Below are 22718 nucleotides of genomic sequence, written 5' to 3'. Positions count from 1 at the left end.
GGTGTCTGGAGCGCCATCAAGCGCCGCCCGCGGCCTTCAGCTGGGCGTAGACGGCCGACAGGAAACGCAGTGTATGCGCGTTAGATGCCGCCACAAGTGCCGGCCGTGCCCGCCTGGCGGCGAGCGCAGTCCTGTCGTCAGCCGCTCTATGTGCGGCAATCGTCGATGTCGTGTTGCGTCAGGCTCGAATACGGTGCAAACGCCGGTACCAGTTGCGCCGCTGCATCCTGTGCGGTGCGCAAGTTGGCCAACTGATGGCAGATCTGCATCGCGCTGGTTTTGAAGGTATCCGCCTGGGCTTCGATCTTGTCGCCGATCTGAGCGGGATTCCCGCTGAGCACGCCCTTGATCGCTTCGCCCGCCGCATGTGCGCCAAACGCCGCACCTTCGCTGCCGATATCGATGCCCTTTTTGGCCAGGCCTTGCACCTGTGCGTAGTAATCGCGCATTGCCTTGCGCTGCGCCTCGTTCAAGTCCACCGGCTTGCCATCGATGCTGAGCACCCCATCCACACCGATGCTGGCTGCGGGCAGGCCATCGCGCTTGAGCGTCAAACTCTTCCCGTTCAAGATCACGCCGGCACCGTTGGCCTGGCCGGAGACCTGGGCAGTGGGTTCGGACTTGCCGCAGCCCACCAGCAACACGCTCATCACTACCGCCGAAACAAGCAATTTCATCAGCAATTCCCCCGTGTCCTGAAAGAAGTCGTCATCATTTGTCTGCAGGCACCCGAGTGCTGCCGGTGACCTCGCTCACCTCGATATCGCCGCTGCCTTTGCGCGTCACGCTTACATCGCCGCGCACGTTGCGCAGACCCAAGGTGCCGGACGCGAGCGACTCCACGCTGACATTGCCCTGGACATCGCGGATGTCGACATCGCCCGAGCCGATCGTGCCGACCTTGATGTTGCCTGCGACGCCGTGCAGCTTGACCTCGCCGGACTGCACTTTCGCCACCTCTGCTGCGCCATGCACATCGCGCGCCTTGAGGTCGCCCGAGCCCACTGCCAGCACGCGCAGCGCGCCCAGATCTTCCAGCTCGACATCGCCGGAACCGACCTTGGCGGTCACGCGGCCCTTGGTGCGACGAATCGTCATGTCGCCGAAACCAACGACGGCGCTCACTGCGGCGGCCCCGCTGATCTGCGCATCGCCGGAACCCACATCGAATTGCACCAGCATCGTATTGGGCACGCTGCCGTGCAGATCCAGGTAGGCGTAGCTCTGCCCGAAGGAAAACCGGCGGTCATCGCTCAACGTCACGACCAGCTTGTCGCCGACGCGCTTCTGGGTCACGGTCAGACCCTTGAGCAACTCGGCCCTGGCAGCACAGGCACGCCCGCTCAACCGTCCGCCGCCGCTGGGTAACGCGTCCAGATGCAGGTCGTTGGAGGCGACCTCGAACAGCACCGACTTCACGCCGGTCAGTTGTAATTCCAGACTGCGTGGTTCGGAGAGTTTGCACTGCTCCTCCGCTGCTGCGGCGCCGGGCAATGCGAACAGGATGCCCAGGGTCAAAGGCAGGCGCATGGGATGTCCTTCAGGCTTCGGAGCGCCGGCGGCGCAGGTAGATGGACGCGGCGATCAGCGCAATACCGATGGCGGCGCCGATCCAGATGTCCGGGTCGCCGTAGACCCGCGAGCTGTCGGTGTGCTGCAACGCCCACTGCACCAGATCGCTGGGGTTGTGCATCGCGCTGCTGTCCAGAGTGCCGCTGACGGCAACTGGCGACCAGGTACCGGGCAGGGCGCTGAGCAGGCCGCGATAGACGACGATGTACCAGACGTCGCCGATTGGCAGCGACACGCCCGGCATTGCCGAGAGAATGCTCAACATCACGCAGGCCAGCAGCGGAAACAGCACCGCCCACAGGAACGGCTTGCTGCTGGCCCAGGCCGAGCAGAACATCAGCCAGCCGATGGTCGGCAACGCCCACAGCAGGCTCATCGGCACGGTCTTCAGCAGCAACCACATCAACGCGAACGGGTGCGAATGGGTGGCCAACGCCCAGGGGCTGGGGACGCCTGCGATCGAGGCGCCAACGATGGCGATCAACCACAGCGCCAGTCCGACCACTGTACCGATCACGATGGAAATCAGCGGCGCCAGCAACAACGCCCAGGCGGCCTTGGACAACACCGTCTGCACGTCGGACACCGGCAACGATTTCCAGAACAGCACGCTGCGGTCGCGGCGGTCGTCGTAGAGGCTGCCCAGCGCATAGAAGAACACCACGAATGCCAGCACCACCGAGGCGATGCCGATGCCGCCGAGCAGCAGCCCGTCGCCGACCTGGCCAAGCGTGCGCGTGTATTCGGCAAGGTCGTCCATCCTGATGCTGTCGCCGGTCATGTTGCGGCGCGCACTGATTGCACCGATCACCGCGCCCAGCAGCGCGAAGAACACCGCAATGCCGCCGGTAATTACCGGCGCCCAGACGAAGCCGCCGCGGTGTTCCCAGTACTCGCGCTTGAGCAGCCAGGCAAAGGTGCGTGCGGGTGATGCGTGGTTGGTCACTGCATTCATGCGTAGGTCTCCTTCATGACCGCAACGAACAGGTCGGCTAGGCCGGGATTGCGGGTTTCGCCGAAACGGGCGAGCTGTTCTTTCGGCGCGCCATCGAACAACATCACGGTCTTGCCGAACGGCAGGCTGCGCTCGTCGATGGGTTTCAATTCGCGCGCCGCATCCAGATGGTCGGCGCCCACCAAGATTTCGGTGTAGCGCTCGGAGACGCTTTCCATATCGGCGGTGAGCACGATGCGGCCGTCGCGGATGAACATCACATCGGTGAGGATGTGTTCGATCTCTTCGACCTGGTGCGTGGTGACGATGATGGTCTTCTGCTCGTCGAAGTAATCTTCCAACAGGCGCTGGTAGAACTGCTTGCGGTAGAGGATGTCCAGTCCCAGTGTCGGTTCGTCCAGCACCAGGATGCGCGCGTCGATCGCCATCACCAGCGCCAGATGCAGCTGCACGATCATGCCCTTGGACAATTCGCGCACCCGCGATTTGCGATTGAGCTGGGTATTGGCCAAAAAGCGCTCGCACTTGGCGCGATCGAAGCGCGGATGCACGCCGGCGACGAAATCGATCGCTTCGCCCACCCGCAACCAGCGCGGCAGCACCGCAACGTCGGCAATGAAGCAGACCTCGTTCATCAGTGCGTTGCGCTGGGTGCGCGGGTCCATGCCCAGCACCTTCAAGTCGCCATCGAAGTCGGTCAGCCCCAGCACCGCCTTGAGCGCGGTGGTCTTGCCGGCGCCGTTGGGGCCAATCAGGCCGACGATGCGGCCCGGGGCGATGGTAAAGCTGGTGTTGTCCAGCGCCAGCCGATGTTTGTAGGCCTTGCGCAGGCCACGTGCGTCGACCACATGGTCGGAGGAGACGGCGGTCATGGTGTTTTTCCCTGTGGCAACAGATCGTCAATGGACAGTCCCAGGCGCTGGATCCTTTCCAGCACGGCGGGCCATTCTTCATTCAAGAAACGCTCGCGTTCGCTGCCACGCAGTTTCTGTGCGGCTTCCGGGGTCATGAACATGCCCAGGCCGCGGCGTTTCTCCACCAGGTTCTCGTCGGCCAGTTCCTGATAGGCGCGCGAAACGGTGATGGGGTTGAGTTGGTAGTCGGCCGCCACTTGGCGCACCGAGGGCAGGGCATCGCCGGGCTTGAGGATTCCATCGAGCATCATGGCAATCACCCGTTCCTTGAGCTGGCGGTAGATGGGAGCGCCGTCGCTCCACTGAATGTCATTCATGATCAGCTCCGTGGGCGCAGCGCTTGCGCGAAGGAGAAATAGGGCATCGACAGCGAAGCGCGCACATGCCGGCCAGGCCGGTAACGCGCTTCGGGGGGAGTTGTCGCGTTTTCCGTAACCGCCTCCGACACGCCATAATCGGCGTCGGACTCCGTCACCTGACTGGAAGCGGCTCCCAGGCAACCAACGGCAAACAGGGTGCTGCCGAACAGCAGTAGCGGAACTGGTCGCGTGAAGCGTGTGCTGTTCATGCTTTCCCCTGCGTTGGATGACTGGTGTTGTATTCAACTATAACACCGACACGCGGGCAGTCAACTGTTTGTCGTCCCCAACTGATGGCACCCCTCACCGGGGCGCCGCCTCAACTATCGAAGGGCATTGCTCATGTTGCTCAATCGTCTGTTAGTTATTGTATTCACTGGATTTTTTGCAACATTGGCGCTCGCTGCCGGTGCGCCGGTGCTGGATGTGGACTATCGGCCGCTCGCCGGCAAGGCGCCCATCAACCTGAATCGTACCTACGGCGGCAAGGTGGTGATGGTGGTCAACACCGCCAGCAAGTGCGGCTTTACGCCCCAGTACGAAGGGCTGGAAGCGCTCAACCAGCGCTTCGGCAGCCGCGGCTTCACGGTGCTCGGTTTCCCGTCCAACGATTTCCAGGGGCAGGAACCCGGATCTGAGAAGCAGATCCAGGAATTCTGCACGCTGACTTATGGCGTCAAGTTCCCGATGTTTGAGAAGGTGCATGTGCTGGGTGCCGAGGCAACGCCGCTGTATCAGCGCTTGACCCAGGCCACCGGCGTGGCGCCGGGCTGGAATTTCCACAAGTACCTGATCAGTCGCGATGGTCGCGTGGTTGCGCAGTTCCCCAGCAAGATCAAGCCGGACGATCCGAGCGTGCTGGCAGCAATCGAACGCGAACTCAAGGCGCCTTCGCGCTAAGCGCAGCGCTCGCATCGCCGCGCGCACATGCGACAATGCGCATTCAGCGCCATCGGTGGCGTGTCTTTTCACTTTTGGGAAGTGCATCGAATGAAGATGGGAAAGCGCGGCGCGGCGGCGTCGTTACTGATGGTGGCAATGTCGGCATCGATGCCGGCGATGTCGCAGCAACCGGCCACAGCGGCCACCAAGGAGAAGCCAGCTTTGAATGCATCGTCTGAGAAGAGCACGCGCGACAATGTCAGCTACGCCATCGGTATGGACGTGGCACGTTCGTTCGAGCCGATCGCTCAGGACATCGATGCGAACGCGATGCAACGCGCCATCGAAAATGCATTCAAGGGTGGCAAGCCGCTGTTGTCGGACGAGCAGACCCAGGCCACCGATACCGCATTGCGCACCGCGCTCGCTGCCCGTAATGGCCAGAAGGTGCCGGGCATGGCGCCGGGCGCCGCGCCAGCCGCACCGTCCAAGGAAAATGTCGGCCTGATGCTCGGCGATCGCGCGGTTGGTCCGTCGCTGGCCGGCATCAAGGACGAAATCGACCTGTCGATCCTGATGGAGGCGGTGCGTACCGTGTTCGCCAAGGGCACCACGCGTCTGACCCAGCAGGAAGCCGCCGCGACCATGCAGGCGTTCGCCTCTGCCAAGCAGGGCGCCGCCGGTGCCAAGAACCGCGAAGAAGGCAATGCCTTCCTGGCCAAGAACAAAACCGAAAAAGGCGTGATCACCACCGCGTCCGGCCTGCAGTACATGGTGTTGCGCCAGGGTAGCGGCGAGCGTCCGATGCGGACCAACAAGGTGCGTGTGAACTACGAAGGCAAGCTGCTCAACGGGCAGGTCTTCGACAGTTCCTACCAGCGCGGCCAACCGGCCGAGTTTGGTCTGGATCAAGTCATTCCCGGTTGGACCGAGGGCGTCGCCTTGATGCCGGTCGGTTCGAAATATCGTTTCTGGATTCCATCCAACTTGGCCTATGGCCCGAACGGCACGCAGGGGGGGCCGATCGGACCAGACGCAACGTTGACGTTCGATGTCGAACTGATGGGTATCCTTCCCTGATCCCCCACAGGAGTACCCCCACCCATGCGAGTTGCGATCTTTGGTACCGGTTATGTTGGTCTTGTCACCGGAACCTGTCTGGCCGAAGTCGGTCATCACGTTATCTGTGTAGATATCGATCAGGCAAAAGTTGATGGTCTCAATCGTGGGGTGATTCCCATCTATGAACCCGGCCTGGAGCCGATGGTGAAAGCCAACCACGCCTCTGGCCGGTTGCGCTTCACCACCGACGCTGCCGAGGCGATCGCGCACGGCGAAATCACCTTCATCGCCGTGGGCACGCCGCCGGATGAAGACGGTAGCGCCGACCTGCAGTATGTGCTGGCAGTTGCGCGTACGGTCGGCCGCCATATCGATGGGCCCGCGGTTGTGGTCAACAAGTCCACCGTGCCGGTCGGCACCGCCGACAAGGTGCGCGTGGCGATCCAGGAAGAGCTGGACGCGCGCGGCGTGGACCATGAGTTCGACGTCGTTTCCAATCCTGAGTTCCTCAAGGAGGGCGATGCGGTGGCCGATTGCATGCGTCCGGACCGGATCGTGATCGGTGCCAAGAAGCCGGCCGCCATCGCGCGCATGCGTCGTCTGTACGCACCGTTCAACCGCAACCGCGATCGCATCGTGGAAATGGACGTGCGTTCGGCCGAACTGACCAAGTACGCGGCCAATGCGATGCTGGCGACCAAGATCAGTTTCATGAACGAGATCGCCAATATTGCCGAGCGGGTCGGTGCGGACGTCGAGCACGTGCGTAACGGTATCGGCTCGGATCCGCGGATCGGCTGGCACTTCATCTATCCCGGCGCCGGTTACGGCGGCTCGTGCTTCCCGAAGGATGTGCAGGCACTGGCCAAGACGGCCGAGCAGTACGGCATGCAGCCGACCCTGCTCAACGCGGTGGAAAGCGTCAACAACGCGCAGAAGGGCCATTTGTTCGAGCTGGTGCAGCGTCATTACGGCACCGAAGGCACCGGCAGTGTCGCTGGCAAGACCTTCGCGGTATGGGGCCTGGCGTTCAAGCCCAATACCGACGACATGCGTGCCGCGTCCAGCCGTCGTCTGATGGAACAGTTGTGGGAAGCCGGTGCTAGCGTGCGCGCCTACGACCCGGAAGCGACCCATGAAGCCAAGCGCATCTTCGGCGAGCGCGACGATCTGATCTTCTGCGACGACGCCTTTTCCGCACTGAACGGCGCCGACGCGCTGGTCGTGGTCACCGAGTGGAAGCAGTTCCGCAGTCCGGACTTCGGCAAGATCAAGCAGGCGCTGAAGGACGACGTCGTGTTCGACGGCCGCAATCTGTACGAGCCGGAGGAAATCGAAGCCGCCGGTCTGGCCTACTACGCCATCGGACGAGGCCGTTCGTTGCATGCATGAGCAACTCTCGCCGCGCGACCAGGCATTGGAAGCGCGGTTGGTGGAACTGGAAACGCGCCTCTCCTTTCAGGAGCAGGCGCTCAACGAACTGAGTGAAGCACTTGCGGACGCCCGTTTGACGGGCGCCCGCAATGCCGAACTGATCCGCCACCTGCTCGAGGATCTGGGCAAGGTGCGCTCCACGTTGTTTGCCGATGCGGCCGATGAACCGCCGCCTCCGCACTATTGATTGCAGATTGCCACCGCCATGAGCGATACCTTACGTGACCAGTTGCTTGGGTTGGGCTTCAAGTCCGCGCCCAAGCCCGAACGCAAACCCGACGCACGGCCTGCCGCGCGCGCGCATGGCAATGGTGGCAAGTCAGACCCCGGGAGCAACAGGCCGGGCCAGGGCAGGGGACCGCAGCGGCCGCATGCCGCTGCGGCGACCGACGGCAATGGCGAGCGCAAACCCAATGGCAGGCCCGGGCGTCGTCATGACGGCAAACCGGGTGCAGCGCCGCGTCCGCAGCATTCCGCTGCAGACCGCCGTGGCCCCAGGCCGGCACGCACGCGCGAAGATATCGATCTGGCCAAGGCCTATGCGATCCGCGCGCAGCGCGAGAAGGACGAGCGCATCGAAGCCGAGCGACTGAAGCAGGAAGAAGCACGCCTGCGTCGCGAAGCCAAGGCCAAGCTCGAAGAGCTGCTCAAGGACAGGGGTCTGAACCAGGCCGATGCCGACATCGCCCGGCACTTCCCTTATGGCGGCAAGATCAAGCGGATCTACGTTACCGCCGATCAGCTCAAGGCGCTCAACGCCGGCGAGCTGGGTGTGCTGCAACTCAACGGGCGCTACGTGCTGGTGACCGCCGAAGTGCTGGCCGAAGCCGAAGCGGTGTTCGCTCCCTCGGTCGCATTGAAGGTGGATCCCAATGCGCCGGCCGGCGATGACCCGTACGCGGACCCAAAATATCAGGTGCCCGACGACTTGGTGTGGTAAGGCTGCGCTGCCTGGTGTGTGTTGTGGATGGGCGCCGATGGGCGCCCATTTTTCTTTGTGTTTTCCACAAGCTCAGGACAGGTGCGGCAGCAGCGTCATCCAGATAGCGGGCATCGAAGTGTCGGATGCACAACGCCTACCGCTTTTTGATGATGGTTTTTTTCATGCAGCGCCATCAAGCGCGCCATGACCGCCAGCGCGGAAGACAGGACGCATAGCGCCGCTATACAAGCCGGTCACGGCTGGCGCGGCACCATGCGCGCCCTTACTGATCGAGGCAGGCGGGCTTGTCTTGCCGTGCCATCGTCCTCTGCTTGCTCGCCCCGTCCTGCAATGGTGCTGCCTATGTCCATATCGTCGAAATCCTTGAAACCCCAAGCCGGGGCGGCCGTCGAATCGCGTGGGCTTGGTGCTGCGCCTGCGCTTGCGACCTGCCGGACGGTCGCGGTATCGCTCGCGCTGTGCGTGGCCAGCGGCCAAGTCGCTGCACAGGCGGACGATCCACCGGCATTCGACCGCCCGGGCATTCCGTTCGCCGCGGAGGTGTTGCAACCAGGTGCGTTCGCCTGGGAACAGGGCTTGCCGGATGCGAGTACCGATCGCAGCGACGGGCAGCGCATCACCCAGTACACGGCCGATACGTTGCTGCGCCTGGGGCTGTTCCAGAACGTCGAGCTTCAGCTTGGGAGCGACAGCTACAACTGGCAACATGGCGGTGGTGCGCGGGTTCGCGGCGGTGGCGACAGCACTGTCGGGTTAAAGCTGGCCTTGCCCTCGCGCTCGGACAGTTTCCATTGGGCCGCGCTGGGTGCCTATCACGTGCCGACCGGCCGCCCGGCATTCAGTGACGGCTATGCGCGCGAACTCGGTGTGACGGCATCCTGGGATCTGGCGCAGCAACGCGCCATGGCGTTGTACGTCAACTACGCGCGCGACGATGATGGGCATACGTGGACGTTTTCGCCCAATTACACGTTCTTCTCGGGCGAACATTTCAGTAGCTATGTGGAAGCGGGTTTCGACACGGGAAGCGAGCATTCGCGCGTCGCCGGTGCCGGTGGCGCCTGGCAGCTGCCGCATGCAATGCAGCTGGACGTGTCGGTGTTACGTGGCCTCACCTCGGAAAGCCCGGATTGGCAGGGCGGAATCGGGCTGTCGATCGCGTTCGAATGAGTCCGCGAAGCTGCGGCAGCTTGATCGGCGGCCACTCGGCGCTTGCTCTGAATCTCTGCCCACTTGCGTGCGTGTCTTTGTTGCACTGCCGCATGCAATGGCTGCACGGAAAAGGCCTAATTGGATCGATCCAATTTGATGCCAAAGCATGCGTCTGCCATCCACCACAAGGCTTGCCACGTGACGCCAGCCAAGCCGACATCCGAGCTCACCGCGGATGGCGCCGCGCTACGTGCGCGGCGCGGCGCAGTGACCTTGCGCGATATCGCCGGCGCCATCGGTGTGTCGCGGGCGACGGTGTCGCTCGTGTTGCGCGGTAGCCCGCTGGTGCATGCGAGGACGCGCGCGCGCGTGGAGGCCGAACTGGATCGGCAGAATTATGTCTACAACCGAGCGGCGGCGAATTTGCGCCAACGCACTTCATCCAGCATTGCGTTGGTCATCAACGATTTATCCAACCCGTTTTTTGCCGAATTCGCCGCTGGTGTCGACGAGGCATTGGGCGCGGCAGGCTATGTGACCTTGCTCGGTAGCACCGGCGAATCGACGCAGCGTCAGCAGGCAGTGCTGACCTCGTTGATGGAGCACACGCCGGCAGGAATCATCCTGTCGCCGGCCGAAGGCAGCCAGGCGCAGGCGCTGACCCAGGTGCTCGGCCGCCAACGCAACGTGGTGCTGTTCAACCGCGAAGTGGAAGGCACGCAGTGGGATCTGCTGGCGTTGGACAACGCGCAGGGCGCGTTTCTGGCCTGCACGCATCTGATCGCGCAAGGTCATCGGCGCATCGTGTTTTTCGGTGGGCATGCTGCATCCAGTTCCTGCCGGCAGCGCCGCGCCGGCTACGCGTGCGCGATGCAGGAGGCTGACCTGGAAACGCGGTACGTCGAGTCGGCCCCCAATCGGCAGGACGCGGCACTGTGTGGCGCGCGGCTGCTGAGCAGTGCTGCACAGCGTGCGACCGCAGCGGTCTGCTACAACGACAGCGTTGCGCTGGGCTTGATGGCGGCGTTGGCCAAGCACGGCATCGTGCCGGGCCGCGACTTTGCGGTGACCGGCTTCGACGACATCGCCGAAGCGGCGCTGTTCATGCCTGCATTGACCACCCTGGCGGCAGACCCGCGTGCACGCGGCAGACAGGCCGCGCAGTTGGTGTTGCAGCGGATCGGCAGCCCCGAGCTGGCTTTGCAACAGTTGACCGCCGCAGTCGCTTTGAACATTCGCGCGAGCAGCGCCTGCGCGCCGACAGTGCCAGGTTCATCGCCTCTCTCAAGCAGTCCATCCGTTCATTCCCCCACCAAGGCCTCAGGCCGCTGACCAGGCAACTCCTATGGTTTCCCTTTCCACGCAATCCTCCGTGCCTAGCGGCAACAAGGCGCCCGTCAATAACGGCGTCGCGTTGTCGGTGGTCACTACGATTTTCTTCATGTGGGGCTTTCTGACCTGCCTCAACGACATCCTGATTCCGCATCTGAAAGCGGTGTTCCAGCTCAACTTCGCGCAGGCGATGCTGGTGCAGTTCACCTTTTTCGGTGCGTACTTTCTGATGTCGCTGCCGGCCGGTTGGTTGGTGAATCGGTTGGGCTACAAGCAGGGCATCGTGGCTGGACTGGCAGTGGCGGCTGTCGGTGCGCTGGGCTTCTGGCCCGCAGCGGAATTGCGCGTCTACGGCGCATTTCTCGGTGCATTGTTCGTGCTGGCCACCGGCATCACCATCTTGCAGGTAGCGGCGAATCCCTACGTCGCCTTGCTGGGCCCCGAGCGCAGCGCCTCCAGCCGCTTGACCCTGGCGCAGGCGCTGAATTCGCTCGGCACCGCGATCGCGCCACTGTTGGGTGGCTGGTTGATCCTGTCCAACACGGTGATGAGCGGCGACCAGCTGAAAGCCTTGCCGGAAGCCGAGCAACTGGCTTATCGCGTACAGGAAGCGCAGGCCGTGCAAGGCCCGTACATCGGGCTGGGCATTGTGCTGTTCCTGCTGGCGATCTTCGTGTTTCTGTTCCGTTTGCCGGCACTGACCGATGCAAGCGCGCAGAAAGACGACACCAAGCACTCCTTGCTCGATGCCTTGCGTCACCCCCACGTGCGCTTCGGTGTGCTGGCGATCTTTTTCTATGTCGGCGCAGAAGTGGCGATCGGCAGCCTGATGGTCAATTACTTCTCGTTGCCGCAAATCGGTGGTTTCACCGAGCGTGAGGCAACCACGTACGTGTCGGCGTACTGGACGCTGGCGATGATCGGGCGCTTCATCGGCTCGGCGCTGCTGGCTAAATTGTCGCCGCGTGTGTTGTTGTCGGTATTCGCTGCGATCAATGCGCTGTTACTGGGCCTGACCATGGCCAGCGGCGGCATGCTGGCGGTGTACGCGCTGGTGGCGATCGGTCTGTTCAATTCGATCATGTTCCCGACCATCTTCACCCTGGGCATCGAGCGGCTGGGTCCGCTGACCGGACGCGCGTCGAGCCTGTTGATCATGGCCATTGTGGGCGGCGCCATCGTGCCGTATCTGCAGGGATTGCTGGCCGACAGCATCGGCCTGCATGGGTCGTTCGTCCTGCCGCTGCTGTGCTACCTGTACATCGTGTTCTACGGTATCTGGGGCTCGCGGTTGCGCGGTGCACTGGCGGAGGTGCGCGCATGAGTGCGGTCAAGCATCAGGTGGTGTGTTTCGGCGAAGCGCTGATCGACATGCTGGCACTGCCGCAAGCCAGCCCCGACGAGGCGTGCACCTTCGCGCAATACGCCGGCGGTGCGCCGGCCAATGTCGCCGTTGCGGTGGCGCGCCTGGGGGGCGCTGCGCATTTCGTCGGCATGCTCGGGCGCGACATGTTCGGCGATTTCCTGCTGCAGAGCCTGCAGCAGTCCGGCGTGGTGACCGATGGCATCGTGCGCACCGATCAGGCCAAGACTGCCCTGGCCTTCGTCGCACTGGACGAAGCGGGCGAGCGCAGTTTCAGTTTCTATCGCCCACCGGCAGCGGATCTGTTGTTCCGTCCCGAGCACTTCGCTGCGGACGGGTTTACGCAGGCCGCGGTGCTGCATGTATGTTCCAACAGCATGACCGAGCCGGAGATTGCTCAGTGCACGCTTGACGGCATGCGCCGTGCCCGCGCCGATGGCGCCATCGTCAGCCTGGATCTGAATCTGCGCCCGATGCTGTGGCCGCAGGATGTGGACCCGGCGCCGTTGCTGTGGGAGGCGCTGGCGCTGGCCGATGTGGTCAAGCTCTCGCGCGAGGAGCTCGAGTATCTGGCAGGGACGCTCGAGAGCGATGCCAGTGCGGTGACGCACAAACTGTGGCAGGGCAAGGCCACTTGGTTGCTGGTCACCGATGGTGGCGGTCCGGTGCATTGGCAGACACGCACCGATTCCGGCCAGGTGCCGGCATTCCGCGTGCAGGTACGCGACAGCACCGCCGCTGGCGATGCGTTCGTCGGTGGCTTGCTGTATCAACTGGCATCGCGCGCGTCCTCGCTGGAGCAGCTATGCGGCGATCCGGCAGCAATCAACGAGGTGATTCGCTTTGCTGCCGCTGTCGGTGCGCTGGCGGTGACGCGCAAGGGTGCGTTCGCCGCCATGCCGAGCGTCGATGAAGTCCATTCTTTGATCCAGGAACAATCATGAGCCGTTTGCCTGCAACACCTGCACCCGATTTCCGTTCGGCTGACGTCTTGCGCCAGCACATCTCCGATACCATGGCGTTCTATCATCCGCGCGCAATCGATCCGGCGGGCGGGTTCTTTCAGTATTTCCGCGACGATGGGTCGATCTACGATGCCGGGCATCGGCACCTGGTCAGCAGTACGCGCTTCGTCTTCAATTACGCGATGGCATATCGCGAGTTCGGCGATGCCGCGTATCTGCAGGCGGTGCGTCATGGGCTGGACTATCTGCGTGACGTGCACCGCAATCCGCAAACCGGCGGTTATGCGTGGACGCTGCGCGATGGCGTAGTCGACGACGACATGAATCACTGCTATGGCGTGGCCTTCGTGCTGCTGGCCTATTCGTGTGGTTTGAAGGCCGGCGTCGATGAGGCGCGTGCGTGGATGGACGAAACCTGGCAGTTGCTGGAAAAGCACTTCTGGGAAGCGGAGTTCGGGCTGTATCGCGACGAAGCCGACGCGCACTTCAACTTCACCAGCTACCGCGGCCAGAACGCCAACATGCATATGTGCGAGGCGATGATCGCTGCGTACGAGGCCAGCGGCGAGCAGCATTATCTCGATCGCGCACTGGTGCTGGCCGCTAACATGACCCGGCGCCAGGCGGCCAAGGCCGATGGGTTGGTGTGGGAGCATTACGACCTGCAGTGGAATATCGACTGGGACTACAACCGCGACAATCCCAAGCACCTGTTTCGCCCATGGGGTTTCCAGCCTGGCCATCAGACCGAATGGGCCAAGTTGCTGATGCTGCTGGATCGTTATGCGCCGGCCGAGTGGTTGCTGCCGACCGCGCAGCATCTGTTCGACGTGGCAGTGGAACGTTCATGGGATGCGCAGCGCGGTGGGTTGTATTACGGCTTCGATCCCGACGGCAAGGTCTGCGACGACGACAAGTATTTCTGGGTGCAGGCCGAGTCGCTGGCCGCTGCCGCATTGCTGGCCAAGCGCAGTGGCGACGATCGCTACTGGCAGTGGTACGACAAGCTGTGGGCCTATTCGTGGGCGCACATGATCGATCATCAGTATGGTGCGTGGTATCGCATTCTGGATGCGGACAACCGCAAGTACAGCGATGAGAAAAGCCCGGCTGGGAAGACCGATTACCACACCATGGGCGCGTGCTATGAGGTGTTGAACGTGTTGCGGCCGGTTGCGTGATGCGGTGAGTTCGGCGCGTTTTGCCGAGCTTTGGGTTTGGATCGCCGGGTTTTGCCCGGCGATCTGTTATTAGCACCCACAGTTGCACTATGCGCATCCGCTCGCGTGTCGTGCGTGACTGCTCTAACTTCTGTGGATCGCCCGATACAGTCAAAAGCGCGAGTCAAGAGCCTGGTCATTTGAGGGCGCGATGCCCTCACCGCTTGCGGGATACGCCGTGAACCCATCCCGGGGGGCTCGATGGCGGCAGCCATGCCGCCACCGGTCCCGCAATCGGCGAGGGCCCCGCGCCCGATAGGTTGCTGGTTGGTTTGTTGGAAGCGATGTACAACGATGGTACTTGCGGCTAGCTATACGTCGGTTGCTCTTATTCCGGGTCGTAATCCAGGTTGGATGCCAGCCAACGCTCGGCCAATGCCAGCGTGATGCCTTTGCGCTTTGCGTAATCGGCCACCTGTTCCTTCCCCAGCCGCCCGACCACGAAGTACTGGCTCTCGGGATGGCTGAAGTAATAACCGGAGACCGCAGCGGTGGGTAGCATCGCGAAACTTTCGGTCAGCGACATGTCGGCGTTGCGTTCTGCATCGAGCAGATCGAACAACGTGCGTTTTTCGCTGTGTTCCGGGCACGCCGGGTAACCCGGTGCCGGGCGAATGCCGCGATAGCGCTCGGCGATCAATGCTTCGTTGTCCAAGGTTTCGTCGTCGACATAACCCCAGAACTCGGTGCGCACGCGTTGATGCAGGCGCTCGGCCAATGCTTCTGCCAGACGGTCGGCCAATGCCTTGAGCAGGATGGAGTTGTAATCGTCGTGGGCGGCTTCGAAGCGAGCCACATGCGGGTCGATGCCAATGCCGGCGGTGACTGCGAATGCACCGATCCAGTCCTGCTTGCCGCTGCTTTTCGGAGCGATGAAATCTGCCAGGCAGAAGTCGGGGCGGTCAATGGGTTTGTCGACTTGCTGGCGCAGGAAGTGCAGGGAATGGGGAATGGAGAATCGGGAGTGGTCAGATGCGGAGGCATCGCCCTGCGATTCCCGATTCCCGATTCGTGATTCTGCCGGTTCGGTCAGGACGACGACATCGTCTCCCACACTATTGGCCGGCCACAGCCCGAACACCGCCTTGGCCGTCAGCCATTTTTCGTCGGCAATGCGCTTGAGCATGTGGCGTGCGTCGCGATAGAGCTCGCTGGCCTGGGTGCCGACGATCTCGTCGCTGAGAATCGCGGGAAACTTGCCGGCAAGCTCCCAGGCCTGGAAGAACGGCGTCCAGTCGATGAGTTCGATGAGTTCCTGCAGCGGGTAGTCATCGAACACGTGGATGCCTGGCTGGCGCGGGGCGGGTGGGGTGTAGGTATCCCAGTCGCCATCGAAGCGTTGCGCCCTTGCTTTTCCCAGCGACACCAAGCGTTTGGCGTCGCCGCGATTGCGATGGCGCGCGCGGATTTCCGCATAGTCGGCATCGTTTGCGGCGACGAAGGCCTGACGTAAATCGCGCGAAATCAGCGACTGCGCCACGCCCACCGCACGCGATGCGTCCTTCACCCACACGGTGGGCGCGGTGTAGTGCGGGTCGATCTTCAATGCCGTATGGGCGCGCGAGGTAGTGGCGCCACCGATCAACAACGGAATGTCGAAGCCCTGCCGCTGCATCTCGCGCGCCACGTGCGACATCTCTTCCAGCGATGGCGTGATCAGCCCGGACAGCCCGATCAGGTCCGCATTCTCGGCGCGCGCGCGGTCCAGGATCACCTGCGCCGACACCATCACGCCCAGATCCACCACGTCGAAGTTGTTGCAGGCCAACACCACGCCGACGATGTTCTTGCCGATGTCGTGCACATCGCCCTTGACGGTGGCCATGATGATCTTGCCGTTGGACTTGCCGACATCGCCGGTGCGCAACTTTTCCGCTTCGATGAAAGGCAGCAGGTAGGCCACCGCTTTTTTCATCACGCGCGCAGACTTGACCACCTGCGGCAGGAACATCTTGCCGGCGCCGAACAGGTCGCCGACCACGTTCATGCCGTCCATCAGCGGGCCTTCGATGACATCCAGCGGGCGCGTGGACTGCTGGCGCGCTTCTTCGGTGTCGGTTTCCACGAATGCGTCGATACCATGCACCAGCGCATGCGCCAGGCGTGCGCGGACCGGCTTGTCGCGCCAGGCCAGGTCTTCGACTCTTGCCGCGCCCTTGCTGCCCTTGTAGCGCTCTGCGATTTCCAGCAGGCGCTCGGTGCCGTCGCGGCGTCGGTTGAGGATGACGTCTTCCACGCGTTCGCGCAGTTCCGGGTCCAGCTCGTCGTAGATCGGCATGCCGCCGGCGTTGACGATGCCCATATCCATGCCGGCCTTGATCGCATGGAACAGGAACACCGAGTGGATCGCCTGGCGCACGGTTTCGTTGCCGCGGAACGAGAATGACACGTTGGAGACGCCGCCGGACACATGGCAATGCGGCAGCGTGTCCTTGATGATGCGGGTGGCGTCGATGAAGTCCACCGCGTAGTTGTCGTGTTCTTCGATGCCGGTGGCGACGGCAAAGATGTTCGGGTCGAAGATGATGTCTTGCGGCGGGAACCCCACCTGCTCGGTGAGCACCTTGTAGGCGCGCGTGCAGATCTCGACCTTGCGCGCGCAGGTATCGGCCTGGCCCGCTTCGTCGAAGGCCATCACCACCGCGGCGGCACCGTAGCGCAGCACCTTGCGCGCGTGTTCGACGAACACCGCTTCGCCTTCCTTGAGCGAGATGGAGTTCACCACGCTCTTGCCTTGCAGGCACTTCAATCCCGCTTCGATGACGCTCCACTTGGACGAATCCACCATCACCGGGATGCGTGCGATATCCGGTTCGGACATGATCAGGTTGAGAAAGCGCGTCATCGCTTTTTCCGAATCGATCAAGCCTTCGTCCATGTTGACGTCGAGGATCTGCGCGCCGCTATCCACCTGCTGCCGTGCGACCTCCACCGCTTCCTCGTAGCGTTCCTCCTTGATCAGCTTGCGAAACTGGGCACTGCCGGTGACGTTGGTGCGCTCGCCAACGTTGACGAACAACAGGTCAGGCGTAATGACCAGCGGTTCAAGACCGGACAAGCGGGTGTAGCGGGGAGTGCTCATGCAAGGCTCTGCTGGACGGTGACGGCGCGATCGGTCTTGGTGGGTTGCTGCTTACGGCTGGACGTTGCACCGCAATGAAATGCGGCCCTCATCCGGCGCTGCGCGCCACCTTCTCCCGTAGGCGGGAGAAGGGCGATGCACTGCGCACGGTGCTTCCGTGCGCCAAGCGAAACCATGCTGTGCCCTTCTCCCGCCTGCGGGAGAAGGTGCCCGAAGGGCGGATGCGAGCTCACTTGCCGCATCACGCCGCCAGCTCCTGCGCGCCAGGCAACTGGCGTGGCGGCAGATCTGCTACCGCCTCGGCAATCGCGCGGATATGGTCCGGCGAGGTGCCGCAGCAACCACCCACCAAATTGAGCAGGCCGGACTTGGCAAATTCGCGCAAGGTTTCTGCCATTTCTTCCGGTGTCTCGTCGTATTCGCCGAAGGCGTTCGGCAAGCCGGCGTTCGGATGCGCGCTGACATAGGCGTCGGCGATCTGCGCCAGCATTTCCACGTGCGGGCGCAGATCCTTGGCGCCGAGCGCACAGTTAAGCCCCACCGACAACGGCCGCCCGTGCGCGACGGATGCATAAAACGCTTCGGCTGTTTGTCCGGACAAGGTGCGCCCGGAGGCATCGGTGATGGTGCCGGACACCATCACCGGCAATCGCCCGCCGCGCGCCTCGAAGACCTCCTCGATCGCATACAACGCGGCTTTGGCATTGAGCGTGTCGAAGATGGTTTCCACCATCAGCGTGTCGGCGCCGCCATCGATCAAGCCCTCAATGGCTTCGCGATAGGTTTCGCGCAGCGCGTCGAAACTGGTGTTGCGGTAGCCGGGGTCGTTGACGTCCGGGCTGATCGAGGCGGTACGGCTGGTGGGACCGAGCACGCCGATCACAAAGCGCGGTTTCTGCGGCGTCAGCGCTTCGACGGCATCGCAGCATGCCCGCGCCACTTGCGCACCGGCCTTGTTCAACTCGTACACCAGATGTTCCAGATGATAGTCGGCCTGGCTCACCGAGGTGGCGTTGAAGGTATTGGTTTCCAGCAGGTCGGCGCCTGCATCCAGATAGGCGCGATGGATGCCGCCGATGATCTCCGGGCGCGTCAGCAGCAGCAGATCGTTATTGCCCTTCAGGTCGTGGCTTTCCGGTGTATGAGCGTGATCGCACCCCGGCCCATGCACGTGCACGCTGTCGTAGCCCTCGGCAAAGCGGGTGCCGCGATAATCCGGCTCCTGCAGATCGTGGCGCTGAATCATGGTGCCCATTGCGCCATCGATGATGAGGATGCGCTCGGCGAGCGCGGCAGTGAGCTTGGCGGCACGCTCCGGATGCAGCCACGGCAGCGAGAACGGGATTGGGGATTGGGGATTCGATGCCTGCGTCATGATTCAGTTCTCCGTGAAACGGCTTCTCTGCTTTCAACCAATTCCGAATCCCGATTTCCCAATCCCGGCTTCACAGCAATCAGCGAAATCACTTCGAAATGCGGCGGACGTTTTTCGCGCGTCACCGTTTCCAGGCTGGAGACATCCAGCCCGGCTTTTTCGACGAACTTGCGCAATTCCTTGGCGGCAAACCCCAGGTTCACATGGCCATACGCATGCACGGCCGCGCGATGTTCGTGCTTTGCCAGGCTGCACAGCAGCAGGCGGCCACCGGGGCGCAGCACGCGCGCCGATTCGGCCACCGCTTGCGCCGGTTTGGCGGCGTAGGTGAGCGCATGCATCAGCACCACCAGGTCGAAACTGGCATCGGGGAACGGCAGCGCATGCATGTCGCCTTCGCGCACTTCCACGTTGCGCAGTTTGCGCAGGCGCTCGCTGGCGGTGGCTACCACGCGTGCGCTGGTGTCGATGCAGATGTAGCGGGTGGCGTGCGGGGCCACCAGTTCGGCCAGCACGCCGTCGCCGGAGGCGATGTCCAGCACGTCGCCGGTTTCCAGCAGAGGCAGCGCGGTACGCGCCAGGGCCTCCCAGGTGCGTCCCGGCGAGTAATGCCGCTCCATGTCGCCGGCCACCGAATCGGCCCAGTTCTGGTCGGCGGCGCGGTTGGACAGCACGGCTGGCACGCGCTCGGCGTCCTGGCGCAGCAGCGGATCGTCGCTGCCGGTGCTCAGCGCCAGCCACAGGGCGCGCTGTGCCGGGTCCAGCGACACTTCATCGAAACGGTAATAGGCCGACACCCCGGCGCGACGATCACGGACCAGTCCGGCCTCCTTGAGTTTGGCCAGATGCGTGGAGACGCGCGGCTGCGCCAGCCGGGTGATGGCCGACAGCTCGGCCACGGTGAGTTCTTCCTGCTCCAGCAAGGTCAGCAGGCGGACTCGGGTGGCGTCGGCAAATACCTTCAGGCGGGCCGACCAGTCTTCCAGATCCATGAATATCTCTATATCGCGATATGGAGATATTTTCGGCCGGGCGGCAAGTGCGGTCAACTACATACGCATGCGAATGGTTGCCGCTACAATGGGGCTCAGCTCAGGTCTGGAGGGGTGCGACGTGGATTTCAACTTTACCGAAGAACAATTGATGATCCAGGATGTGGCGCGCCGCATCGCGCAGGAAAAAATCGCGCCCAGCGCCGAGCAGTTCGATCGCAGCGGCGAATTTCCGCTGGAAAATATCCGCCTGCTGGGCGAAAACGGCCTGATGGGCATCGAGGTGCCGGTCGAATACGGTGGCGCCGGCATGGACCCGATCAGCTATGCGTTGGCGATGATCGAAATCGCCGCCGCCGACGGCGCGCACTCCACCGTCGTGTCGGTCAACAACTCGCTGTTCTGCACCGGTATTTTGAAAAACGGTAGCGAAGCGCAGAAGCAGCTGTACGTGCGCGCGGTCGCAGAAGGCACCCACATCGGCGCATTTGCGCTGACCGAGCCGCAATCCGGCTCGGATGCGTCGGCAATGCGCTGCCGTGCGGTAAAGCAGGCCGACGGCAGCTTCCTCATCAATGGCAAGAAGAGCTGGATCACCTCCGGCCCGGTCGCCAAGTACATCGTCTTGTTTGCAGTGACCGAGCCGGACAAGGGCTCGCGCGGCATCACCGCATTCATGGTCGACACCGACCGCGCCGGTTTTCATCGCGGCAAGACCGAGCCCAAGCTGGGCATTCGCGCCTCGGCCACCTGCGAAATCGAGTTTGCCGATTACCTTGCGCAGCCCGACGAGGTGCTGGGCGTGGAAGGCGAGGGTTTCAAGACCGCAATGAGCGTGCTCGATGCCGGGCGCATTGGCATCGCTTCGCAGGCGGTCGGTATCGCGCGTGCGGCGTACGAGGCCACGCTGGCCTACGTGAAGGAGCGCAAGGCGTTCGGCGCGGCGATCGGCACCTTCCAGATGACGCAGGCCAAGATCGCCGACATGAAATGCAAGCTGGATGCCGCGCTGCTGCTGACGCTGCGCGCGGCATGGTTGAAGGGGCAGGGCAAGAAGTTCGGCACCGAAGCGGCGGTGGCCAAGCTCACTGCCTCGGAAGCAGCGATGTGGATCACCCATCAAGCCGTGCAGATTCATGGCGGCATGGGTTATTCGAAAGAAATGCCGCTGGAGCGGTATTTCCGCGATGCCAAGATCACCGAAATCTACGAGGGCACGTCGGAGATTCAGCGATTGGTGATTGCGCGCGGCGAGACCGGGTTGCGCTGAGTCGTCATCACTCCAGCGTCCCGCATAACGTGGTGACGCTGGAGGACTCTTCGCGAATCCGGCACCTGCGTGCACAGCGACGTCAGCGCTTGTCGCGTGCCGCACGCGCGGACCACAATCGATGCTTGTCCAGTGTCTGGTGCGCGCATGTCTCGGTCTTTGCACGCTTTTTCGTCTCGCGTTTCCCCGTCTGGCCTTGCACGCACGCTTTGGTGCTGGGGGCTATTGCTGGTCTGCACTGCGGCAAGCGCGCAAACGCCGCCAGCGTCTATCGTGCCCACCGACCGTCTGCAAGAAACCTGGTGGGCGCAGCGGCATGCGCAGGTGCTGGAGCAGGTGAAGCAGCATCCGGACACCAAGCTGCTGCTGATCGGCGATTCGATCACCCAGAACTACGAAGAAGCGAAAGCGCCGGACGAAGACTTCCAACCGACCTGGCAGACCTTCTACGGCATCCGCGGCGCGCTCAATCTGGGCTTCAGCGGCGACGGCACCGAAAACGTGCTGTGGCGGCTGGCCAACGGCGAAGTCGACGGGCTGCAGCCAAAAGTCGCACTGGTGCTGATCGGCACCAACAACACCGGCCATCTCGGTCAAACCGCCGAACAGACCCAATTGGGCATCGATGCGGTGGTCGCAGCGATCGAACAAAGGCTGCCGCGCACGCATATCCTGTTGTTGAGTGTGTTGCCCAGCGATCTTTCCAGCGAAAAGTCGCGTCGCGATGCGCAGATCAATCAGGGTTTGGCCGTGCGTTACGGCGACAACCCGCGCGTGACGTATCTGGATGTGAGCTCGATCTTCCAACGCGACGGCACGCTGCGCACCGCGCTGTTCTACGACACCCGGTTGCATCCAGCGGCCGGTGCGTTGCATCCGGACACGCAAGGGCAGCGCATGCTGGCCGAAGCGATCGAACCCACGCTGGCGCGGCTGCTGGACGAGGCGCCGGTCAAGCCGATGGCCGAACTCGGTCGTGACGCAGCGACCTCACTGATGCCGGTCGACTGGCTGGAGCAGGACTCCTATGACTGGTACGCGCGCCACCACGCAGCGCTTGCAGCTGCGCGCAGCCTGAAGCCGAAGGTAGTGATGATCGGCGACTCGATCACGCATTTTTGGTCCGGGCCGCCGCAGGCCACGCGGGTCAGTGGACCGGAATCGTGGCAATGGTTGTATGGCAAGCGGCCGGTACTGAATCTGGGCTTTGGCTGGGACCGCACGCAGAACGTGCTGTGGCGCATTCGCCAGGGCGAACTCGATGGCCTGGATCCGCGCTGGGTGGTGCTGCATATCGGCACCAACAACCTCACCGGCACCGCGCAATCGCGTGCCAGCACCCCGGCCGAAGCCGCCTTGGGCGTGCAGGCGGTGGTCAGCGAGGTGCGCCGCCGCCTGCCCAACAGCAAGCTGATCCTGATGGCGATCATGCCGCGTGGCCGCAATGCCGACGATGCGCGGCGCGCCCCGATCGCCGAGACAAATCGGCTGCTGGCCGCGCGCTACGCCAAGGATCCGACGGTGCGCCTGCTCGATATCGGACCGAGCCTGTTGCAGTCCGACGGCACGCTGCCCGAAGCGCTGATGCCGGACGGCACCCACCCGAGCGAAGCCGGTTATCGCATCTGGGCACAGGCGCTGCGTGACGCGGGGATTACCGCTGCGCCGTGAAGCAGGCGGCACTCAAGCGCTCATCGAAAGGTGAACGCAAGTGGTGCGCCGGCTCATGCGATCACCCGCGCTGCAGTGTCGGTTGTGTCGCTGATTCAGTCGCGCTGGCTTCAAAAAACAGAGGCCCGGCGTTGTTGCCGAGAGAGTGGTGAAGGTTTCGGGTGGCCTGACGGCC

The 22718-nt window shown here is 63.1% G+C and carries 23 protein-coding genes; 14 read left to right on the top strand and 9 right to left on the bottom strand.

Annotation, left to right across the window (positions count from 1 at the left end):
- Positions 1–146: 146 nt before the first annotated feature.
- The 6 genes from XBLMG947_RS04680 to XBLMG947_RS21095 are packed head-to-tail and all read right to left on the bottom strand — an operon-like array spanning position 147 to position 4009.
- Positions 147–677, bottom strand: a complete 531-nt coding sequence (locus XBLMG947_RS04680; RefSeq protein WP_065466611.1) for a DUF2884 family protein — start codon at positions 675–677, stop codon at positions 147–149.
- A 34-nt stretch (positions 678–711) separates the two neighbouring features.
- On the bottom strand, positions 712–1530 hold the full coding sequence (locus XBLMG947_RS04675; protein ID WP_065466610.1) for a DUF4097 family beta strand repeat-containing protein: 819 nt from the start codon (positions 1528–1530) through the stop codon (positions 712–714).
- 10 nt (positions 1531–1540) lie between these two features.
- The gene (locus tag XBLMG947_RS04670; RefSeq protein ID WP_065466609.1) at positions 1541–2527 is read right to left on the bottom strand and encodes an ABC transporter permease; all 987 of its coding nucleotides are present in this window, start codon (positions 2525–2527) and stop codon (positions 1541–1543) included.
- Positions 2524–3399, bottom strand: coding sequence for an ABC transporter ATP-binding protein (locus XBLMG947_RS04665; RefSeq protein WP_065466608.1), 876 nt, complete (start codon positions 3397–3399; stop codon positions 2524–2526). Before XBLMG947_RS04665 ends, XBLMG947_RS04670 begins: the two co-directional genes overlap by 4 nt.
- Positions 3396–3758: a GntR family transcriptional regulator gene (locus XBLMG947_RS04660; protein WP_003483692.1), complete on the bottom strand. Its 363-nt coding sequence runs from the start codon at positions 3756–3758 to the stop codon at positions 3396–3398. Before XBLMG947_RS04660 ends, XBLMG947_RS04665 begins: the two co-directional genes overlap by 4 nt.
- 2 nt (positions 3759–3760) lie before the next feature.
- The gene (locus tag XBLMG947_RS21095; protein WP_083992856.1) at positions 3761–4009 is read right to left on the bottom strand and encodes a hypothetical protein; all 249 of its coding nucleotides are present in this window, start codon (positions 4007–4009) and stop codon (positions 3761–3763) included.
- Positions 4010–4142: 133 nt separating this feature from the next.
- Between XBLMG947_RS21095 and XBLMG947_RS04655 the strand changes: the two genes are divergently transcribed.
- The 12 genes from XBLMG947_RS04655 (at position 4143) to XBLMG947_RS04610 (ending at position 14114) form a co-directional block, all read left to right on the top strand.
- Complete coding sequence (locus XBLMG947_RS04655; protein ID WP_065466607.1) at positions 4143–4700, top strand: glutathione peroxidase; 558 nt, start codon at positions 4143–4145, stop codon at positions 4698–4700.
- A 35-nt stretch (positions 4701–4735) separates the two neighbouring features.
- The gene (locus XBLMG947_RS23475) at positions 4736–4921 is read left to right on the top strand and encodes a hypothetical protein (RefSeq protein ID WP_245228103.1); all 186 of its coding nucleotides are present in this window, start codon (positions 4736–4738) and stop codon (positions 4919–4921) included.
- Positions 4839–5762, top strand: coding sequence for an FKBP-type peptidyl-prolyl cis-trans isomerase N-terminal domain-containing protein (locus tag XBLMG947_RS04650; RefSeq protein ID WP_245228102.1), 924 nt, complete (start codon positions 4839–4841; stop codon positions 5760–5762). Before XBLMG947_RS23475 ends, XBLMG947_RS04650 begins: the two co-directional genes overlap by 83 nt.
- A 24-nt stretch (positions 5763–5786) precedes the next feature.
- Complete coding sequence (locus XBLMG947_RS04645; RefSeq protein ID WP_065466605.1) at positions 5787–7136, top strand: UDP-glucose dehydrogenase family protein; 1350 nt, start codon at positions 5787–5789, stop codon at positions 7134–7136.
- On the top strand, positions 7129–7365 hold the full coding sequence (locus XBLMG947_RS04640; RefSeq protein WP_010380178.1) for a SlyX family protein: 237 nt from the start codon (positions 7129–7131) through the stop codon (positions 7363–7365). The genes XBLMG947_RS04645 and XBLMG947_RS04640 overlap by 8 nt, the downstream gene beginning before the upstream one ends.
- An 18-nt stretch (positions 7366–7383) precedes the next feature.
- The gene (locus XBLMG947_RS04635; protein WP_343123839.1) at positions 7384–8118 is read left to right on the top strand and encodes a DUF2058 domain-containing protein; all 735 of its coding nucleotides are present in this window, start codon (positions 7384–7386) and stop codon (positions 8116–8118) included.
- Between the two features lie 37 nt (positions 8119–8155).
- Complete coding sequence (locus XBLMG947_RS23115) at positions 8156–8308, top strand: hypothetical protein (RefSeq protein WP_181093096.1); 153 nt, start codon at positions 8156–8158, stop codon at positions 8306–8308.
- A gap of 143 nt (positions 8309–8451) precedes the next feature.
- Positions 8452–9291 carry a transporter gene (locus XBLMG947_RS04630; protein WP_065466603.1) on the top strand — a complete coding sequence of 280 codons (840 nt, stop codon included), beginning with the start codon at positions 8452–8454 and terminating at the stop codon, positions 9289–9291.
- 138 nt (positions 9292–9429) lie between these two features.
- On the top strand, positions 9430–10605 hold the full coding sequence (locus XBLMG947_RS04625) for a LacI family DNA-binding transcriptional regulator (protein WP_065466602.1): 1176 nt from the start codon (positions 9430–9432) through the stop codon (positions 10603–10605).
- A 13-nt stretch (positions 10606–10618) separates the two neighbouring features.
- Entirely contained in the window at positions 10619–11929 is a 1311-nt protein-coding gene (fucP, locus tag XBLMG947_RS04620; protein ID WP_065466601.1) for an L-fucose:H+ symporter permease, read from the top strand.
- Positions 11926–12912, top strand: coding sequence for a carbohydrate kinase family protein (locus XBLMG947_RS04615; protein WP_065466600.1), 987 nt, complete (start codon positions 11926–11928; stop codon positions 12910–12912). Before fucP ends, XBLMG947_RS04615 begins: the two co-directional genes overlap by 4 nt.
- Positions 12909–14114: an AGE family epimerase/isomerase gene (locus tag XBLMG947_RS04610; protein WP_065466599.1), complete on the top strand. Its 1206-nt coding sequence runs from the start codon at positions 12909–12911 to the stop codon at positions 14112–14114. The genes XBLMG947_RS04615 and XBLMG947_RS04610 overlap by 4 nt, the downstream gene beginning before the upstream one ends.
- Positions 14115–14481: 367 nt before the next feature.
- On the opposite strand, the gene metH is transcribed toward XBLMG947_RS04610, so the two are convergent.
- From metH to XBLMG947_RS04595, 3 genes are all read right to left on the bottom strand, one after another.
- On the bottom strand, positions 14482–17235 hold the full coding sequence (gene metH, locus XBLMG947_RS04605; protein ID WP_065466598.1) for a methionine synthase: 2754 nt from the start codon (positions 17233–17235) through the stop codon (positions 14482–14484).
- 241 nt (positions 17236–17476) lie between these two features.
- On the bottom strand, positions 17477–18610 hold the full coding sequence (locus XBLMG947_RS04600; protein WP_065466597.1) for a homocysteine S-methyltransferase family protein: 1134 nt from the start codon (positions 18608–18610) through the stop codon (positions 17477–17479).
- A complete protein-coding gene (locus XBLMG947_RS04595) occupies positions 18607–19602 on the bottom strand; it encodes an ArsR/SmtB family transcription factor (protein ID WP_065466596.1) in 996 nt (331 codons plus the stop codon). Before XBLMG947_RS04595 ends, XBLMG947_RS04600 begins: the two co-directional genes overlap by 4 nt.
- 88 nt (positions 19603–19690) lie before the next feature.
- On the opposite strand from XBLMG947_RS04595, the gene XBLMG947_RS04590 reads away from it, so the two are divergent.
- Positions 19691–20872 carry an acyl-CoA dehydrogenase family protein gene (locus XBLMG947_RS04590; protein ID WP_065466595.1) on the top strand — a complete coding sequence of 394 codons (1182 nt, stop codon included), beginning with the start codon at positions 19691–19693 and terminating at the stop codon, positions 20870–20872.
- A 147-nt stretch (positions 20873–21019) separates the two neighbouring features.
- Positions 21020–22543 (top strand): platelet-activating factor acetylhydrolase IB subunit, encoded by a 1524-nt coding sequence (locus XBLMG947_RS04585; RefSeq protein ID WP_181093095.1) that lies wholly within the window; start codon positions 21020–21022, stop codon positions 22541–22543.
- The last annotated feature ends 175 nt before the right edge of the window (positions 22544–22718 follow it).

Source organism: Xanthomonas bromi, assembly GCF_900092025.1.
GTDB lineage: Bacteria > Pseudomonadota > Gammaproteobacteria > Xanthomonadales > Xanthomonadaceae > Xanthomonas > Xanthomonas bromi.
Note: the sequence above shows the minus strand (reverse complement) of the source record. Positions and strands in the feature narration are given on the sequence as shown.

Excerpts from the sequence above, each read along its gene's own strand:
- XBLMG947_RS04675 (WP_065466610.1), bottom strand. The coding sequence starts at position 1,530 with ATGCGCCTGCCTTTGACCCTGGGCATCCTGTTCGCATTGCCCGGCGCC.
- XBLMG947_RS04660 (WP_003483692.1), bottom strand. The coding sequence starts at position 3,758 with ATGAATGACATTCAGTGGAGCGACGGCGCTCCCATCTACCGCCAGCTC.
- XBLMG947_RS23475 (WP_245228103.1), top strand. The coding sequence starts at position 4,736 with ATGCGCATTCAGCGCCATCGGTGGCGTGTCTTTTCACTTTTGGGAAGT.
- XBLMG947_RS23115 (WP_181093096.1), top strand. The coding sequence starts at position 8,156 with ATGGGCGCCCATTTTTCTTTGTGTTTTCCACAAGCTCAGGACAGGTGC.
- XBLMG947_RS04645 (WP_065466605.1), top strand. The coding sequence starts at position 5,787 with ATGCGAGTTGCGATCTTTGGTACCGGTTATGTTGGTCTTGTCACCGGA.
- XBLMG947_RS04585 (WP_181093095.1), top strand. The coding sequence starts at position 21,020 with ATGTCTCGGTCTTTGCACGCTTTTTCGTCTCGCGTTTCCCCGTCTGGC.
- fucP (WP_065466601.1), top strand. The coding sequence starts at position 10,619 with ATGGTTTCCCTTTCCACGCAATCCTCCGTGCCTAGCGGCAACAAGGCG.
- XBLMG947_RS04650 (WP_245228102.1), top strand. The coding sequence starts at position 4,839 with ATGTCGGCATCGATGCCGGCGATGTCGCAGCAACCGGCCACAGCGGCC.
- XBLMG947_RS04635 (WP_343123839.1), top strand. The coding sequence starts at position 7,384 with ATGAGCGATACCTTACGTGACCAGTTGCTTGGGTTGGGCTTCAAGTCC.
- XBLMG947_RS04595 (WP_065466596.1), bottom strand. The coding sequence starts at position 19,602 with ATGGATCTGGAAGACTGGTCGGCCCGCCTGAAGGTATTTGCCGACGCC.
- XBLMG947_RS04680 (WP_065466611.1), bottom strand. The coding sequence starts at position 677 with ATGAAATTGCTTGTTTCGGCGGTAGTGATGAGCGTGTTGCTGGTGGGC.
- XBLMG947_RS04670 (WP_065466609.1), bottom strand. The coding sequence starts at position 2,527 with ATGAATGCAGTGACCAACCACGCATCACCCGCACGCACCTTTGCCTGG.
- XBLMG947_RS21095 (WP_083992856.1), bottom strand. The coding sequence starts at position 4,009 with ATGAACAGCACACGCTTCACGCGACCAGTTCCGCTACTGCTGTTCGGC.
- XBLMG947_RS04625 (WP_065466602.1), top strand. The coding sequence starts at position 9,430 with ATGCCAAAGCATGCGTCTGCCATCCACCACAAGGCTTGCCACGTGACG.
- XBLMG947_RS04600 (WP_065466597.1), bottom strand. The coding sequence starts at position 18,610 with ATGACGCAGGCATCGAATCCCCAATCCCCAATCCCGTTCTCGCTGCCG.
- XBLMG947_RS04630 (WP_065466603.1), top strand. The coding sequence starts at position 8,452 with ATGGTGCTGCCTATGTCCATATCGTCGAAATCCTTGAAACCCCAAGCC.
- XBLMG947_RS04640 (WP_010380178.1), top strand. The coding sequence starts at position 7,129 with ATGCATGAGCAACTCTCGCCGCGCGACCAGGCATTGGAAGCGCGGTTG.
- metH (WP_065466598.1), bottom strand. The coding sequence starts at position 17,235 with ATGAGCACTCCCCGCTACACCCGCTTGTCCGGTCTTGAACCGCTGGTC.
- XBLMG947_RS04610 (WP_065466599.1), top strand. The coding sequence starts at position 12,909 with ATGAGCCGTTTGCCTGCAACACCTGCACCCGATTTCCGTTCGGCTGAC.
- XBLMG947_RS04590 (WP_065466595.1), top strand. The coding sequence starts at position 19,691 with ATGGGGCTCAGCTCAGGTCTGGAGGGGTGCGACGTGGATTTCAACTTT.
- XBLMG947_RS04655 (WP_065466607.1), top strand. The coding sequence starts at position 4,143 with ATGTTGCTCAATCGTCTGTTAGTTATTGTATTCACTGGATTTTTTGCA.
- XBLMG947_RS04615 (WP_065466600.1), top strand. The coding sequence starts at position 11,926 with ATGAGTGCGGTCAAGCATCAGGTGGTGTGTTTCGGCGAAGCGCTGATC.
- XBLMG947_RS04665 (WP_065466608.1), bottom strand. The coding sequence starts at position 3,399 with ATGACCGCCGTCTCCTCCGACCATGTGGTCGACGCACGTGGCCTGCGC.